16 protein-coding genes are annotated in these 14,067 nt (G+C 68.7%); 12 read left to right on the plus strand and 4 right to left on the minus strand.

The genetic code is table 11. The features are described 5' to 3' along the window. The first annotated feature begins 23 nt into the window (after positions 1-23). The 8 genes from BOQ54_RS13250 to BOQ54_RS13285 all read left to right on the plus strand — a co-directional run bounded on the left by BOQ54_RS13250 (position 24) and on the right by BOQ54_RS13285 (position 6,530). Positions 24-998 carry a TRAP transporter substrate-binding protein gene (locus tag BOQ54_RS13250; protein ID WP_071924062.1) on the plus strand — a complete coding sequence of 325 codons (975 nt, stop codon included), beginning with the start codon at positions 24-26 and terminating at the stop codon, positions 996-998. A gap of 211 nt (positions 999-1,209) precedes the next feature. Further along, complete coding sequence (locus tag BOQ54_RS13255) at positions 1,210-1,767, plus strand: TRAP transporter small permease (protein ID WP_063189942.1); 558 nt, start codon at positions 1,210-1,212, stop codon at positions 1,765-1,767. A 3-nt stretch (positions 1,768-1,770) separates the two neighbouring features. Further along, positions 1,771-3,078 (plus strand): TRAP transporter large permease, encoded by a 1,308-nt coding sequence (locus BOQ54_RS13260; RefSeq protein WP_071924063.1) that lies wholly within the window; start codon positions 1,771-1,773, stop codon positions 3,076-3,078. An 18-nt stretch (positions 3,079-3,096) separates the two neighbouring features. Continuing rightward, positions 3,097-3,648: a winged helix DNA-binding protein gene (locus tag BOQ54_RS13265; RefSeq protein WP_071924064.1), complete on the plus strand. Its 552-nt coding sequence runs from the start codon at positions 3,097-3,099 to the stop codon at positions 3,646-3,648. Positions 3,649-3,780: 132 nt separating this feature from the next. Next, a complete protein-coding gene (locus BOQ54_RS13270) occupies positions 3,781-4,215 on the plus strand; it encodes a hypothetical protein (RefSeq protein ID WP_055457549.1) in 435 nt (144 codons plus the stop codon). Between the two features lie 10 nt (positions 4,216-4,225). Further along, positions 4,226-4,924: a ribonuclease T2 family protein gene (locus tag BOQ54_RS13275; RefSeq protein ID WP_071924506.1), complete on the plus strand. Its 699-nt coding sequence runs from the start codon at positions 4,226-4,228 to the stop codon at positions 4,922-4,924. Positions 4,925-4,937: 13 nt separating this feature from the next. Next, a complete protein-coding gene (locus tag BOQ54_RS13280) occupies positions 4,938-5,783 on the plus strand; it encodes a 23S rRNA (adenine(2030)-N(6))-methyltransferase RlmJ (RefSeq protein ID WP_071924066.1) in 846 nt (281 codons plus the stop codon). 144 nt (positions 5,784-5,927) lie between these two features. Next, positions 5,928-6,530, plus strand: coding sequence for a glutathione S-transferase (locus tag BOQ54_RS13285; RefSeq protein WP_055457551.1), 603 nt, complete (start codon positions 5,928-5,930; stop codon positions 6,528-6,530). A gap of 130 nt (positions 6,531-6,660) precedes the next feature. Here the strand turns inward: BOQ54_RS13285 and BOQ54_RS13290 are convergent, their stop codons facing one another. Further along, positions 6,661-7,338, minus strand: coding sequence for an outer membrane protein (locus BOQ54_RS13290; protein ID WP_055457900.1), 678 nt, complete (start codon positions 7,336-7,338; stop codon positions 6,661-6,663). 575 nt (positions 7,339-7,913) lie between these two features. Between BOQ54_RS13290 and BOQ54_RS13295 the strand changes: the two genes are divergently transcribed. Beyond that, complete coding sequence (locus BOQ54_RS13295) at positions 7,914-8,708, plus strand: glycosyltransferase family 2 protein (protein ID WP_055457552.1); 795 nt, start codon at positions 7,914-7,916, stop codon at positions 8,706-8,708. Here the strand turns inward: BOQ54_RS13295 and pgeF are convergent. From pgeF to lgt, 3 genes are read right to left on the minus strand one after another with little or no spacing between them, the layout of a single operon-like run. Then, positions 8,698-9,510: a peptidoglycan editing factor PgeF gene (pgeF, locus tag BOQ54_RS13300; protein WP_071924067.1), complete on the minus strand. Its 813-nt coding sequence runs from the start codon at positions 9,508-9,510 to the stop codon at positions 8,698-8,700. The genes BOQ54_RS13295 and pgeF overlap by 11 nt on opposite strands. Then, positions 9,507-10,619, minus strand: a complete 1,113-nt coding sequence (locus BOQ54_RS13305) for a class I SAM-dependent methyltransferase (RefSeq protein WP_071924068.1) — start codon at positions 10,617-10,619, stop codon at positions 9,507-9,509. The genes pgeF and BOQ54_RS13305 overlap by 4 nt, the downstream gene beginning before the upstream one ends. Further along, a complete protein-coding gene (gene lgt, locus BOQ54_RS13310; protein ID WP_071924069.1) occupies positions 10,616-11,488 on the minus strand; it encodes a prolipoprotein diacylglyceryl transferase in 873 nt (290 codons plus the stop codon). The genes BOQ54_RS13305 and lgt overlap by 4 nt, the downstream gene beginning before the upstream one ends. 210 nt (positions 11,489-11,698) lie before the next feature. Between lgt and BOQ54_RS13315 the strand changes: the two genes are divergently transcribed. From BOQ54_RS13315 to BOQ54_RS13325, 3 genes are all read left to right on the plus strand, one after another. Next, a complete protein-coding gene (locus BOQ54_RS13315; protein WP_055457556.1) occupies positions 11,699-11,977 on the plus strand; it encodes an accessory factor UbiK family protein in 279 nt (92 codons plus the stop codon). A 202-nt stretch (positions 11,978-12,179) separates the two neighbouring features. After that, positions 12,180-12,842, plus strand: a complete 663-nt coding sequence (gene nfi, locus BOQ54_RS13320) for a deoxyribonuclease V (protein WP_055457901.1) — start codon at positions 12,180-12,182, stop codon at positions 12,840-12,842. Between the two features lie 143 nt (positions 12,843-12,985). Further along, on the plus strand, positions 12,986-14,005 hold the full coding sequence (locus BOQ54_RS13325; RefSeq protein ID WP_071924070.1) for a MaoC family dehydratase: 1,020 nt from the start codon (positions 12,986-12,988) through the stop codon (positions 14,003-14,005). The last annotated feature ends 62 nt before the right edge of the window (positions 14,006-14,067 follow it).

Genomic DNA, 14,067 nt, shown 5'->3' on the forward strand with positions numbered 1-14,067 from the left:
CGCGCCGCACGGGAGAGATTGTCATGAACGTTTTGACGCGCGCTGCCGCGGGCCTCGGCCTTGCGGCGCTTCTTGCCTCACCGGCCGTGGCTCAGACGAAGTGGGACCTGCCGACGCCCTATCCGGACGGCAACTTCCACACCAAGAACATCGTCCAGTTCGCCGAGGACGTGAAGGCGGCGACCGGCGGCTCGCTGCAGATCACGGTCCACGCCAACCAGTCGCTGATCAAGCACCCCGACATCAAGAACGCCGTGCGCAGCGGCACGGTGCCCGCCGGTGAGCTGCTCGTCTCGCGCCTCGCCAACGAGAGCCCGATCTACGAGGTCGATTCGGTTCCTTTCCTCGCCTCGAGCTATGATGCCGCGAAGAAGCTCTATGCCGCTCAGAAGCCCATCCTCGAGAAGAAACTCGGCGAGCAGGGCCTGATGCTGCTGTTCTCCGTCGCCTGGCCGCCGCAGGGCATCTTCGCCAAACAGGAGCTCAACACCCTCGCTGACCTCAAGGGCGTCAAGTTCCGCGCCTATTCGAAATCGACAGAGCGCGTCGCCCAGCTCGCCGGCATGGTTCCGGTGCAAATCGAGGCCTCCGACATCGCCACAGCCTTCGCCACCGGCCGCGTCGGCGCGATGATCACCTCGCCTTCCACCGGCACCGATTCCAAGGTGTGGGATTTCCTCAGCCACTACTACGACACCCAGGCCTGGCTGCCGCGCAACATGGTCATCGTCAACAAGGCAGCCTTCGACAAGCTGAGCGACGCCGAGAAGCAGGCGGTACGCGAGGCGGCCAAGAAGGCCGAGGAGCGCGGCTGGGAGATGAGCGCCATCGAGACCAAGGAGAAGACGGACCTGCTCGCCAAGAACGGCATCAAGGTCACCGCCCCCTCCGACGACATGAAGAAGGGCTTCGCCGAGATCGGCGCCACCATGACCGCCGAATGGGAGAAGGCTGCGGGCGAGGACGGCAAGGCCATCCTCGACGCCTATCGCAACTGAGGACAGGGCCTTCCCGCGTCGGAGCCCATCGCGGATCGATCGCTCCAAGGGCTCCGGGAGCCACCCCTCCCCCCGCTTGCGGTGGGAGGGGACAGCACCACCGGTTTGCATCTCACCGCCGCATGACCCGGCGCCCTCGATGCAATGATCCGCACCGCCCCGGCGGCGTTGACGCCTGTCTTTCATCATCCTGCCGGCAGGAGGAGGCCTCATGCGCGCGGCCCTCGACCGTCTCTATTCATTGTCGCTCTGGCTCGCTGGCCTCTGCCTCGTCGCCATCGCTGTCCTCGTCGGCCTGCAGGTCGGCGCCCGCCTGCTCGACAGCGCTCTGCGCACGCTTGGGCTCGAGCAGACCGGCTTCATCGTGCCCTCGCTCGCCGAGATCGGCGGCTTCCTGCTCGCGGCGGCGAGCTTCCTTGCGCTCGGTGCCAGCCTCAAGGCCGGCAGCCATATCCGCGTGACCATGCTGCTCGCCCTCGTCGGCGAAGCGCGCCGCAGACCGATGGAGCTGTTCGCACTAGGCGTTTCCGCCCTCGCGAGCGGCTACGGCACCTGGTACACGGCCAAGCTCGCCCTGGATTCGTGGACTTTCAACGAGAAATCCTATGGCATCGTGCCTGTGCCGCTCGTCATCCCGCAGGCGAGCCTCGCCATCGGCCTCGCCATACTGACCATTGCCATCCTCGACGAACTGCACGAGACCGCGGTGCGCGGACGTCCGTCCTTCCGCTCGGCAGAAGACGCCATCGCCGTCGGCAAGGAGGCCTGAGCGATGGACGCCGTCACGCTCGCGAGCCTGCTCATCGTCGTCCTCTTCCTCGTCCTCGGCACCGGCACCTGGATCGCGCTGGCTCTCGGCATCGTCGCCTATGCCGGCATGGTCATCGCCGTCTCGGCGCCGCCAGGCCAGGTGCTCGCCACCTCCGTCTGGGGCGCGGCGACGTCGTGGGACCTCACCGCCCTGCCGATGTTCATCTGGATGGGCGAGATCCTCTACCGCACCCGCCTGTCGCAGGACATGTTCTCCGGCCTTGCGCCGTGGATGCGCGCCCTGCCGGGCCGGCTCCTGCACGTCAACGTCGTCGGCTGCACGATCTTCGCCGCCGTCTCCGGCTCCTCGGCCGCAACCTGCGCCACCATCGGCCGCATCTCGCTGCCGGAGCTGAAGAAGCGCGGCTATGACGAGCGCCTCGCCATCGGTACGCTCGCCGGCGGTGGCACGCTCGGGCTGCTCATCCCGCCGTCGCTGATCATGATCGTCTACGGCGCGGCAACCGAGCAGTCGATCGCGCGCCTGTTCATCGCCGGCATCGTGCCGGGCATCATCGTTGCCGGCCTCTTCATGGCCTATGTGGGCGGCTGGGCACTCCTCAACCCCGGTCGCATGCCCGAGCGCGAGCCAAGCATGCCACTGCGCGAGCGCCTTGCTGCCGGCTGGCGGCTCATCCCCGTCATCCTCCTCATCCTCGGCGTCATCGGCTCCATCTACGGCGGCTTCGCCTCGGCGACGGAGGCGGCGGTCGTCGGCGTCGCGCTGTCGCTCGTCATGTCGCGCGCCATGGGCACGCTCGACTGGGCAAGCTTCCGCGACGGGCTGCTCGGCGCCACACGCACCTCCTGCATGATCGCCTTCATCCTCGCCGGCGCGGCCTTCCTGACGACGGCGATGGGCTTCACGGGCATCCCGCGGGCGCTCGCCGAATGGATCGGCGCCATGAACCTCAGCCCGTGGCAGCTGCTGCTGGCGCTGACGCTGTTCTACATGGTGCTCGGCTGCTTCCTCGACGGCATCTCGATGGTGGTGCTGACGACGGCGGTCATCATGCCGCTCGTACAGGCCGCGGGCTTCGACCTCATTTGGTTCGGCATCTACATCGTCATCGTCGTCGAGATGGCGCAGATCACGCCGCCCGTCGGCTTCAACCTCTACGTGCTGCAGGGCATGACCGGACGGAGCATCTTCCGCATCGGCCTCTATGCCCTGCCCTTCTTCCTCATCCTCGCCATTGTGGTTGCCCTGCTCGCGATCTTTCCCGATCTCGCGCTATGGCTGCCGCGCACCATGCTCGAGGCCGGCTGAGAGCTTGCGGAGGTCGCCATGACGAAGAACACAGACAATGCCCCAGCGGAGGCCCGGGAGTGGCCCGCACTCGGCCCCATCGTCTCCTCGGCCCATCTCGCCTCAGGCGCCCTGCCGGCCTTGTCGGAGTTCGAGTTCGGTCTCATCCTCGTCAGCCATGCCTTCCATCGCTGGATGGTGCGCGGCATGGCCGCCGCGGGGGTGCCGGACCTGTCGCCCCTCGACGTGCTCGTGCTGCACTCCGTCAACCACCGCGGCAAGGGCAAGAAGCTCGCCGACATCTGCCTCGTCCTCAATGTCGAGGATACCCACCTCGTGACCTATTCGGTCAAGAAGCTGGAGCGGCTGAAACTCGTGAAGAGCGGCCGCACCGGCAAGGAGAAGACGGTCGCCGTTACCGCCGAGGGCGAAGCCGCCTGCCTGCGCTATCGTGCCATCCGCGAGCAGTTGCTCGTGCGCGCGGTCCGCGGCCTCGGCCTCGACGAGAGCGCCCTGTCGCAGATCGCGAGCAACATGCGGGCGCTGTCCGGCCATTACGACCAGGCCGCCCGCTCTGCCGCTTCACTCTGAGGCAGGGGTGCGCCGCTTGACCTTCGCGGCCGCGCCGCGCATCGTCCGCCACACGACCTTCACTCGATACGTGTGGGGAGAGCGATGCGCGCCTTATTCGCCTTGTCCGTCGCAGCCGTTATCATAAGTCCCATGGCCATTGCCGCCGACTACGACCGGACCATCGCCTATCGCGCCGGCCCGGCTCATCCTTACGACACCGTCCCGGCCGAGCGCCGGGAGGTGCCGTGGACGGGCCGCGTACCCGCCTGCGACGACCCGGCCGTGCTCTCCGACATCCGGGAGCGCTTCGCCACCACCGAAGCGCGCTACTGGGCCTCCTCGCTCAGCATCACCAGCTTCGAGCACATCCGCTCCCTGGGCTATCGTCCCTGGAGCGCGAGCTACATTCCACGCCGCTTCTGCGCGGCCCGGTCCTGGACGTCCGACGGGCGCAAGCGCACGGTCTATTACTCCGTGCGCGAGGATCTCGGGCTTGCCGGCTGGGGCTGGAACGTCGAATGGTGCGTCAGCGGGCTCGACCGCTCCTATGCCTATGGCGGCCACTGCCGCGCCGCCCGCCCCTGAACGCGCGCCGATGCCGAGATCGAAGGGGCGGCCCCGCCTCAACGGCCGCAGAGCGGGGCTGGCCATCTGCGCGAGCCTGAGCGCCCTTCTGCTCGCGGGCGGTGCCCATGCCACCGGGCCCGAGCGGGGCGGCCGCCCAGGCGCGTTCGACTTCTACGTGCTTGCCCTCTCCTGGTCGCCGGGCTTCTGCGCGCTGTCCGACAAGGCCGACGAACGCGAGCAGTGCCGTGACGGGGCTGGCCTCGGCTTCGTCGTGCACGGCCTGTGGCCGCAGCATGAGCGGGGCTATCCGACCGACTGCGCCAACGTGCCACGCAATCCCTCGCGCGCCGCCGTCGCCGAAGCCGCGGGGCTCTATCCGGACGAGGGCCTCGCGCGCTATCAGTGGCGCAAGCATGGCACCTGCTCCGGCAGGAGCCCGAGCGACTATTTCGCCGACGTGAAGCGCGCGCGCGACATGGTGACCATTCCGCCGCAGCTGCAGAGCCCGGCCGGGGACCAAGCCTTCACGCCCATCGACCTCGAACGCGCCTTCGTCGCCGTCAACAAGGGCCTCAGGACCGACATGATGTCGATCGTCTGCCGGCGCGGCGTGCTGCAGGAGGTGCGCATCTGCCTGACGAAGGACCTGCGCGGCTTCCGCACCTGTCCAGAGGTCGACCGCAGCGGCTGCCGCTTCGGCGATCTCAAGGTCGAGGCGCCGCGGTGAGGGCCTTACCGACATGAACTACCGTCACGCCTATCACGCCGGCAATTTCGCCGATGTGATGAAGCACGCGCTGCTTGCGCGCATCCTCGTCCATCTCCTGAAGAAGGACGCGCCGTTCCGCGTCATCGACACCCATGCCGGCATCGGGCTGTACGATCTTGCCGGCGAGGAAGCCGAGAAGACCGCGGAATGGCGCAACGGCATCGGCCGGCTAGAGGCGCCGCTGCCCCAGGAGGCCGAGGCGTTGATCGCTCCCTACCGGGCCGCCATCGCCGCCGTGCGCGCCCGCCACGGGGAGAGCACTTATCCCGGCTCGCCGATGCTTGTCTCGGCCATGCTGCGCCGGCAGGACCGCGCCATCGCCGTCGAGAAGCACCCGAAGGACGCCCAAACGCTCACCCGCACCCTGACCTACGACCAGCGCATCAAGGCCGTCGCGCTCGACGGCTGGACCGCGCTCCACGCCATGATCCCGCCGCCCGAGCGGCGCGGCCTGGTGCTCATCGACCCGCCCTTCGAGGAGCCGGGTGAACTCGGACGGCTGGCAGAGGAGATCGCCCGCGCCTGGAAGAAGTGGCCGACCGGCCTCTTCGCCGGCTGGTACCCGATCAAGGACGTGCGTGCCATCGACGCCTTCGCCGCGCGCCTCGCCGCGAGCGGCACACGCAAGGTGTTGCGCCTTGAACTGATGGTGACGGACGGGCGCGACGCGGCGCGCCTCAACGGCTCCGGCCTCGTCGTCGTCAACCCGCCGTGGACGCTGAAGGAGGAGGCCGAGGTCCTGCTGCCGGCCCTCGCCAGGCGCCTCGCGCAGGGCGCCGGCGCCGGCTTCCAGGCCGAATGGATCGCCGGCGAGTGACGGCCCGCACCGGCCCCGTCCCCCCTGCCATGCGTCACGGGCGCTTGCCCGCACAAGGCCGGCCCGTCACAAAGCTTGCCACGGCTGACGACAGGTCAGCCGCTGCCGATTCGCCTTCAGACCACACGAGGAGAAGCCTCGCCCATGCTCGTCCTGCGTTCGTCCCCCGCCTCTCCCTTCGGCCGCAAGGTTAAGATCGCCGCCGCCATTCTCGGCCTCTCCGACCGCATCGAGATCGTGCCGGCCGATACGACCGACCCGAGCGATTCGCTGCGCCGGCAGAACCCGCTCGGCAAGATCCCGGCTCTTGTCCTAGAAGACGGGCGCGTTCTCTATGATTCTCGGGTGATCGCCGAATATCTCGACCACCTCGCCGGCGGCGGCCTCCATCCGGCCGGAGAGAAGCGTTTCGATGCGCTCACGCGCCAAGCGCTCGCCGATGGCATCATGGATGCGGCCATCCTGCAGGTCTACGAGGGCCGCTTCCGCGGTCCGGACAAGCACGAGCCGAAATGGGTAGAGCACCAGGCCGGCAAGGTCGCACGGGCCCTCGCCTCGGCTGCCGCCGCCCCGCCGCGTCTTGCCGATGGCATCGACATCGGCCATGTCGCGCTCGCCTGTGCCCTCGGCTATCTCGACCTGCGCTTCGGCGGCGCATGGCGCCGCGAGCATCCGGCGCTCGTCGCCTGGCTCGACGACTTCGCGCAGCGCGTGCCCTCCTTCGAGGCGACGAAGGTTTCGGCGTGACGCCCCAGCCCGGCCTGCCCGCCCCAGGACCGGCTCTTTCAAAGCGTTGGGGAACTGCCGCCCCGGCCAATAAAAAACCCGGCGACCGAAGTCGCCGGGTCTTGAGGAACCGGTTTGAACCGGAAGCCGATTAGAACTTGTAGTTCAGACCGGCGCGGACGACCGAGAACTGGGTCTCCGCCTTGTTGGCACCGTAGTAACGGTTGTCGCCGAGGTCGACGTAGAGGTATTCGGCCTTGGCGGTGATGTTGTTGGTGAAGGCGTACTCAAGGCCGGCGCCGAGCGTCCAGCCGACGTTGGTCTCCGACTTCGAGAAGGCGAGGCCAGCCGTGGCGTCGATGCCCGAGAACTTCGTCTCGCCGTAGGCAAGACCACCCGTCACGTAGATGAGGGCGCGGTCGAAGGCGGCGCCGACGCGGGCACGGACGGTGCCGAAGTACTCCACCTCGCCGCGGCCGGTGCCGATGTTGCCGTTGGCGAACGTCGTGGCAGCGGTCTTGCCCTTGAGGTCAGCGTACTGGATGTCCGTCTCGAGACCGACGACGAACTGGCCGATCTGGTAGTTGTAGCCGATCTGACCACCGCCGACGAAGCCGTCCGGATCATCGAAGCCTGCAGCCTTCGAGAACTCGCCCCAGCCGTAACCGGCGTTCACACCGACGTAGAAGCCGGTCCAGGTAAAGATCGGAACGACCGGAGCCGGAGCGACGGGAGCGACGTTGCGGCTCGGAAGGTCGGCAGCGAACGCCGCGGCGCCGGAAGCGATGAGGCCGGCAGCAGCAACACCCGCGAGAAGAATCTTTTTCATCATTTAACTCCTTCATGCTTCCCGCGGACCAGGGCCCGCCCGGAAGTTGCACCCTTCTAACCGAACCTCTGCCGGCTGTCTGTTGCCGCACCGCCACAGGCCCCTTTGGCGACTATGGCTGAAAAGTGACGGAAGCCGGGAGAAATGTGGGACCACCTTCAGGCAGGCGGCGCAAGAGCGGCTGGCACCTTCCGCGCGAGCGTATTAAACTATTGTTTTTATTTCTTTTTCCCTCTTCGCTGCGGCATTAACCAACCGTTCATCATGCCCTTCTCAGCCTCGTTCCGGGCGTTATGGCGCAGCCTTCGCGGCGTGCCTGCCCGGTTGCTGCATTGCAGCTATGCCTAACGAACACTTAAGAGGCCGCCGCGCGACACTTGCTGCCGGATTGCGAACGCGCGAAGCGAGGGTGGAAGCGCGATCAGTCGCCCATCCCTCCTGCGATACCGGAGGGCCGCTTTGCAGGCTCGCGTTGCGCTGAAAAGGGGCCCCGCGCGGCGGCCTTCCATGGCGCGAGAGTCTTGCCGCGGGCCCACCCGCATGCCAAAGGCAGGCGAGAACTCAGGGTGTGATACGTGAGCCTGCCTCTCTCCATCTTCGTCATCGCGCACAACGAAGCTGACCGCATCGGCCGGACCCTCGAGGCGGTGCGGCACCTGACGGATGACCTCGTCGTCGTCGATTCGGGCTCGACGGACGGGACCGTCGCGGTTGCCGAGGCACACGGGGCCCGCGTCGTCTTCAACCCCTGGCCCGGCTACGGCCCGCAGAAGCGCTTCGCCGAGGACCAGTGCCGGCACCCCTGGCTGTTCAACATCGATGCGGACGAGGTCGTGCCTCCGGATCTCGCGGCAGAGATCGCCGCCCTGTTCGCCTCCGGCGATCCCGCGGCCGATGCCTATGAGACGCGGATCGCCGAGATCTTCCCGGGCGAGGCGGCGCCGCATCGTCTCGCCTACGCCCTGGCGCCGGTCCGGCTCTACCGGCGCAACATCGGTCGCTATTCCGATTCGACGGTGCACGATCGGGTCGTGCTCGCCCCCGGTGCGCGCGTGCGTCGGCTCAAGGGCACCATTCACCACTTCTCGGTGCGCTCGCTCGGTGACCAGCTCGCCAAGCTCAACAGCTACACCGACGCCCAGGCGGACAATCTCGATGAGCGTGGCGAGCGAGTCTCGATGCTGCGGCTCTACCTCGAGTTTCCGGCAGCTTTCATCAAGGCCTATTTCGGCCGCCGGCACTTCGTGCGCGGGGTCTACGGCTTCATGACGGCGATGAACTTCGCCTTCTACCGCTATCTGCGCGTCGCCAAGCACGTCGAGCGGCGCCTGCGCACCGAGGCCACCGAAAAGGGCCGGCTTACGAAGTGAGCGTGATCGCCGCGATCAGCCGGCCGTAGTCCGCCTCGCCACGGTGGGTCGCCCGCCGATAGCTGTAGAAGCGTTCCTCGTCGCCATAGGTGCACAGGCCGAGGTCAATGAAACGACCGACGCCGGCCGCCGCCATGCGCGCACCGATGAATCCCGGCAGGTCGAACATGGCATGGTCCGCCCGCTGCGCGGGCGTAAAGAAGCGCCCACAGGCCGGGTCGGCCGCGCGGAACTGGGCGACGAATTCCGGCCCGACCTCGTAGGCCGATGCACTGATCGTAGGCCCGAGCACGGCGGTCATGCGCCCGCGCTCCGCGCCGAGCGCCTCCATCGCCACGACCACCGCCTCGACGATGCCGGAAAAGGCACCGCGCCAGCCGGAATGGGCGGCGCCGATGACGCGCGCCTCGGGATCGGCGAAGAGCAGCGGCCCGCAATCGGCCGTGGAGATGGCGAGGCCGATCCCCGGCATCCGCGTCACGCAACCGTCGGCCTTTGGCCGCGCATCCGCCGGCCACGGTGTCTCGACCGTCACCACGTCCGGCGAATGGACCTGATGAAGACCCAGCAACCGCTCCACCGGCAGGCCGAGCCGGGCCGCCATGCGGCGGCGGTTCTCGCGCACGGCAGCTGCATCGTCGCGCGAGCCGATGCCGCCGTTGAGCGAGCCGTAGAAGCCGCCCGAGACGCCGCCGCGGCGCGTGAAGAAGGCGTGGCGGATGCCGCCGAGCGCGGCGAGCGCCTCCGCCTCGATCGCCTCCGCCGTCGCACTGTCCGCAAAGGCCCTGTCCGGTGCGTTCATGGTTCTTCCCCGCTTGCCTCGGCCGGTGTCGTCAGGCGATCGAAGCCCGGCAGCATCGGCAGGTCCGGATGCGTCACCGCCATCACCTTGAACAATTCCCCCATCCCGGTGCGCCCGCCCTCTACCAGCCGCTCACGCTGACCGGCGATGGCCCGGGCCTGATCGGGACTGCCCGAGCGCTGCAGCCGATCCGCCCGCGCGCCAAGCCCGAGCGCCTCGAGGAAAACCCGCTGCGTGACAGGCCCCTGCAGCACGGCGCCGGCGGCGAGCGCCGCCCGCCCGAGCGCGGCGAAATCGACATGCGCCGTCAGGTCCGCCTCGCCCGGCTCGACCAGCGGATCGACCGGCTTGTGGTCCTTCATCGCCTGAAGCGTGTCGCCCGGCGCCGTCGCCAGATGGCCGTAGTCGATGGCGAGCAGCGCGCCGCCGTCGGCCACGAGCCGCTGGGCGAGGGCGCGCATGATGCCGTGCCCGACGAGCGGCACCTCGAGCACGGCACCCTCTCCTGCCTGCTGCGTCAGCCGCGGCTCCGGCTCCGCCGCAAGGCCGAAGACGAGACGCCCGTCCGCTCCGAGGCCGACGAGCCGCTCGCGCCAGACGCCGCCCTGGCGCACGAACTGGCGCACCGGCAGGGCGTCGAAGAACTCGTTGGCGACGATGATGGCCGGCCCCGGCGGCAGGTCCTCGACCCGGTCGTGCCAGTGGAGCGCCGCGACGCGCCCGGCGAGCGAAGCTTTCTGCGCCGCGCGCAGCACCGGGCTCGTCTCGACGAGATGGACGTCGACCGCCTCAGAGAAGCCGGGCAGCACGCGGCCGGCGCGCAGGAGATCCGCCATCAGCGTGCCCCGGCCGGGGCCGAGCTCGACGAGGCGCAGCTTGCCGGGGGCGCCCATCGTCTGCCAGACGGACGCCACCCACAGGCCGACGAGTTCGCCGAACATCTGCGACACTTCCGGCGCCGTGATGAAATCCCCCGCCCAGCCAAACGGGTCGCGCGTCATGTAATAGCCGTGGCGCGGGTGGCCGAGGGCGAGCGCCATGAAGCGCTCGACCGATATCGGTCCCTCGGCGGCGACGATGGCGGCGATTTCGTTCTTGAGCCGGCTCATGCCGCTGCTCCCCTTCCGCCGGCCGGCAGCGGCTCGCGCCGCAGGGCCCGCCAGATGAGGAAGAGTCCGGCAGCGAGCAGCGGCAGGCTGAGCAGCATGCCCATGGTCACGCCGCCCTCGAGCGCCGAGACCTCGCGGCCGAAGAGGAAGCCGAGCTGCGGATCCGGCTCGCGGAAGAACTCGCAGACGCTGCGCGCCACCGCATAGCCGGCGGCGAAGGCGCCGGCGACGAGGCCAGGCCGGCGAAAGCCGGCGACGCGCACGACGAGCGCAAGGAGCACGAACAGAAGGAGCCCCTCCGAAAAGGCCTCGTAGAGCTGGCTCGGGTGGCGCGGCACTGGCCCGGCGCCGGGAAAGACGACGGCATAGGGAAAGTTAGGCGCCGGCCGCCCCCACAGCTCCGCATTGATGAAATTGGCAATGCGACCGAAGAAGAGGCCGATGGGCGCCACCGTCGCGGCGAGGTCGAACATCGTCAAAACCGAAAGCCCGCGCCGGCGCGCCAGCCAGACGACGCCGAGCGCCGCCCCGACAAGGCCGCCGTGGAAGGACATGCCGCCCTTCCACACCGCGAAGATCTCCGCCGGCTGCGCGAGATAGTGCGGCAGATTGTAGAAGAAGACGTAGCCGAGGCGTCCGCCGAGAACGACACCAAGCGCGGCATAGACGAGCAGGTCGTCGAGATCGGTCTGTGTCGGCTGCGGGCCCGCCCCGCTCCAAAGGCCCGGCCGGCGCACCAGGGCGCGCGCATACCACCAGCCGCCCAAGAGCCCGGCGATGTAGGCGAGCGCATACCAGCGGATTGCGAGCGGCCCGATGCTGATAGCTACCGGATCGATCGTGGGGAAGGCGATTGCAAAGGTTGGCATCTCGATCTCGTCGGCGGATCGTCCCGGCAGTCTTCGCGCGACTTTCCCGACCACGGATGCGGCGTCAACCCCACACCGCGTCAGCCTGCGACGACAGGACCGGCAATAGCACGGGAAACGGGCCCGAGTGCGACAATCTTTTCGTGAGAAGGGGCCACCCGCCTGCCGCACTTGTGCTATAGCCAAGCCGAACTGCGCGAGGAGGCACCCATGACCCAGACCACCGGCCGGATTTTCGACGACATCGCCCGCCTCGTCACCGACGCCGCCGGCATGGCCGAGGGCGCCCGCCGCGAGGTGGAAGCTGTCGTCCGCGCCCAGATGGAACGCATGCTGCGCAGCATGGACGTGGTCAGCCGCGAGGAATTCGACGCCGTTCGCGACATGGCCGCAGCCGCCCGTGACGAGAACGAGCGTCTCGCCGCCCGGATCGCCGAGCTTGAGGCGCGCCTCGCCCGCGACGAGCAGGACGCGGCGGAGCGGGAATAGCAGGGCGCAAGCCGAACGCGCACCCGAACCCGGCACAAGAAGCCACCGGCTGTGCTGGCGTGCCCGTACCGGAGACCGATTCTGCCAGCGGATCCACGGGGCGTCGAGCGAGCCGGTGAAGCTGATGAGGCTGTCGCTCGCGGAGGGCGCGGTCGGTGTTTCCGCCATTGCGGCATGCATCGCCGCCTGCCATGAAGGGTTCATGAAGCTCCATCCCCGCCATGGCTGGGCCGTGACACCGCGTGACGCCGTCGTCCTGCAGCAGGACTTAAGGGGCGAGATCGATACGAGCCGGCCGCTGTCCCTGCCCGACGTCCGGCTCATTGCCGGCGTCGACGTTAGCATCAAGAACGGCCTCTCGCGTGCAGCCGTCGTCGTCACCAGTCTGCCGGACTTCGCCGTGATCGAGACGGTGCTCGCCACGCGGCCGACACCCTTCCCCTACGTGCCCGGCCTGCTCAGCTTCCGCGAAGGACCAGTGCTGGAAGAAGCCTTCAGTAAGCTCGGCACCGAGCCGGACGTCTTCATCTTCGACGGCATGGGCATCGCCCATCCACGGCGCATCGGCATTGCCAGCCACATGGGCCTGTGGCTCGAGAAGCCGACCATCGGCTGCGGCAAGACGCTGCTCGTCGGCCGTTTCGAGGCGCTCGGGCTGAAGAAGGGCGCCGCCGCACCGCTTGTCGACAAGGGGGAGACGATCGGCGTCGCCTTGCGCACGCGCGAGCGCGTCAGTCCCGTCTTCATCTCCCCGGGCCACCGCATCGACCTCGCGAGCGCCGTCGCCGTGACGCTCGCCGCGACGACACGTTTCCGGCTGCCTGAGCCGATCCGCCTCGCCCATGCCGCCGCCGGCACGCTGTGAGCTAGCGCGGGCGCGTGCATTTGGCCAAGGGCAGAATTGCTCCGGCGCCCGTCGTCGAGGCGCGGCCTTTCCGCTATAGCCCAAGTTGGGGCCCGCTGCCCGGCGCGACCTCGTCTGCCGGGCTCACGATCGGCGAGGTGTTCATGGCGCTCACTCATTACGAGGATTTCGAACCCGGCATCCGCCTGTCCCTCGGCCCCCGCCCCATCACCATGGACGAGATCGTCGCCTTCGCGCGGCAATACGACCCGCAGCCGATGCACACGGACCCCGAGGCGGCGAAGGAGAGCCTCGCCGGCGGGCTGATCGCCTCGGGCTGGCACAGCTGCGGCATCGTCATGCGCATGATCGCAGACGGCTTCATCCTCGCCTCCACGGGCCAGGGTGCCCCGGGCATCGAGGAAGTGCGCTGGCTGCGGCCGGTGCGGCCGGGCGACGATCTCACGCTCACGGTCGAGGTGCTGGAGCGCCGCCCCCTGCGCAGCCGGCCGGAGATCGGCATGGTCCGCTTCCGCATGGTGCTTGCCAACAGGGCGGGCGAGGACCTGCTGCAGCAGACCAACTGGGTCATGTTCCGGCGCCGCGATCCCCGCCGGGAGGCCGAAGCCGCTACTCCGATCGCAGCGCGGGGCCACCAGGTCGCGACGCCGGATCTGCCCGCAGCCCGGCCCTCCCCGGACCATGCGCGTTTCCTGGACGATCTCGTGCCCGGCGAGACCGCCTCGCTCGGCACCCATCGGTTTACGCCCGAGGAGATCATCACCTTCGCGCGTGCCTACGACCCGCAGCCGTTCCATGTGGACGCGGAGGCGGCCGGGCGCTCCCTGTTCGGCGGGCTCTGCGCCTCAGGCTGGCATACGGCCGCCGTGTGGATGAAGCTGATGGTGGCGCACTGGGAGCGGCAGCGGCAGGCCGCCCTGTCCCTGCGGTTGCCCGTCCCCAGCCTCGGCCCCTCCCCGGGCTTTCGCGACCTCAAATGGCTGAAGCCGGTCTTCGCCGGCGACGAACTGACCTATGCAGTGCGCATCGTGGAGGCGCGGCCTTCCGCATCCCGGCCCGGGTGGGGCCTCGTGACCCAGCACAGCACGGCCGTGAACCAGAATGGCGAGCCGGTTTTCGCCTTCACCGGCACCGTCATGTGGCAGCGAGCGCCAGTCGGCTGACGCTGATCGCCATGGCCGGCGTTGAAAGCCAGCGCCCGATGTGATCCCCTTGAGGCGGCGCA

Origin of the sequence: Chelatococcus daeguensis, assembly GCF_001887265.1 — a bacterium.
Classification (GTDB): domain Bacteria; phylum Pseudomonadota; class Alphaproteobacteria; order Rhizobiales; family Beijerinckiaceae; genus Chelatococcus_A; species Chelatococcus_A sambhunathii.

Excerpts from the sequence above, each read along its gene's own strand:
- BOQ54_RS13325 (WP_071924070.1), top strand. The coding sequence starts at position 12,986 with ATGGCGCTCACTCATTACGAGGATTTCGAACCCGGCATCCGCCTGTCC.
- BOQ54_RS13285 (WP_055457551.1), top strand. The coding sequence starts at position 5,928 with ATGCTCGTCCTGCGTTCGTCCCCCGCCTCTCCCTTCGGCCGCAAGGTT.
- BOQ54_RS13280 (WP_071924066.1), top strand. The coding sequence starts at position 4,938 with ATGAACTACCGTCACGCCTATCACGCCGGCAATTTCGCCGATGTGATG.
- BOQ54_RS13275 (WP_071924506.1), top strand. The coding sequence starts at position 4,226 with ATGCCGAGATCGAAGGGGCGGCCCCGCCTCAACGGCCGCAGAGCGGGG.
- pgeF (WP_071924067.1), bottom strand. The coding sequence starts at position 9,510 with ATGAACGCACCGGACAGGGCCTTTGCGGACAGTGCGACGGCGGAGGCG.
- nfi (WP_055457901.1), top strand. The coding sequence starts at position 12,180 with ATGAAGCTCCATCCCCGCCATGGCTGGGCCGTGACACCGCGTGACGCC.
- BOQ54_RS13270 (WP_055457549.1), top strand. The coding sequence starts at position 3,781 with ATGGCCATTGCCGCCGACTACGACCGGACCATCGCCTATCGCGCCGGC.
- BOQ54_RS13260 (WP_071924063.1), top strand. The coding sequence starts at position 1,771 with ATGGACGCCGTCACGCTCGCGAGCCTGCTCATCGTCGTCCTCTTCCTC.
- BOQ54_RS13305 (WP_071924068.1), bottom strand. The coding sequence starts at position 10,619 with ATGAGCCGGCTCAAGAACGAAATCGCCGCCATCGTCGCCGCCGAGGGA.
- BOQ54_RS13265 (WP_071924064.1), top strand. The coding sequence starts at position 3,097 with ATGACGAAGAACACAGACAATGCCCCAGCGGAGGCCCGGGAGTGGCCC.
- BOQ54_RS13315 (WP_055457556.1), top strand. The coding sequence starts at position 11,699 with ATGACCCAGACCACCGGCCGGATTTTCGACGACATCGCCCGCCTCGTC.
- BOQ54_RS13290 (WP_055457900.1), bottom strand. The coding sequence starts at position 7,338 with ATGAAAAAGATTCTTCTCGCGGGTGTTGCTGCTGCCGGCCTCATCGCT.
- BOQ54_RS13255 (WP_063189942.1), top strand. The coding sequence starts at position 1,210 with ATGCGCGCGGCCCTCGACCGTCTCTATTCATTGTCGCTCTGGCTCGCT.
- BOQ54_RS13250 (WP_071924062.1), top strand. The coding sequence starts at position 24 with ATGAACGTTTTGACGCGCGCTGCCGCGGGCCTCGGCCTTGCGGCGCTT.
- lgt (WP_071924069.1), bottom strand. The coding sequence starts at position 11,488 with ATGCCAACCTTTGCAATCGCCTTCCCCACGATCGATCCGGTAGCTATC.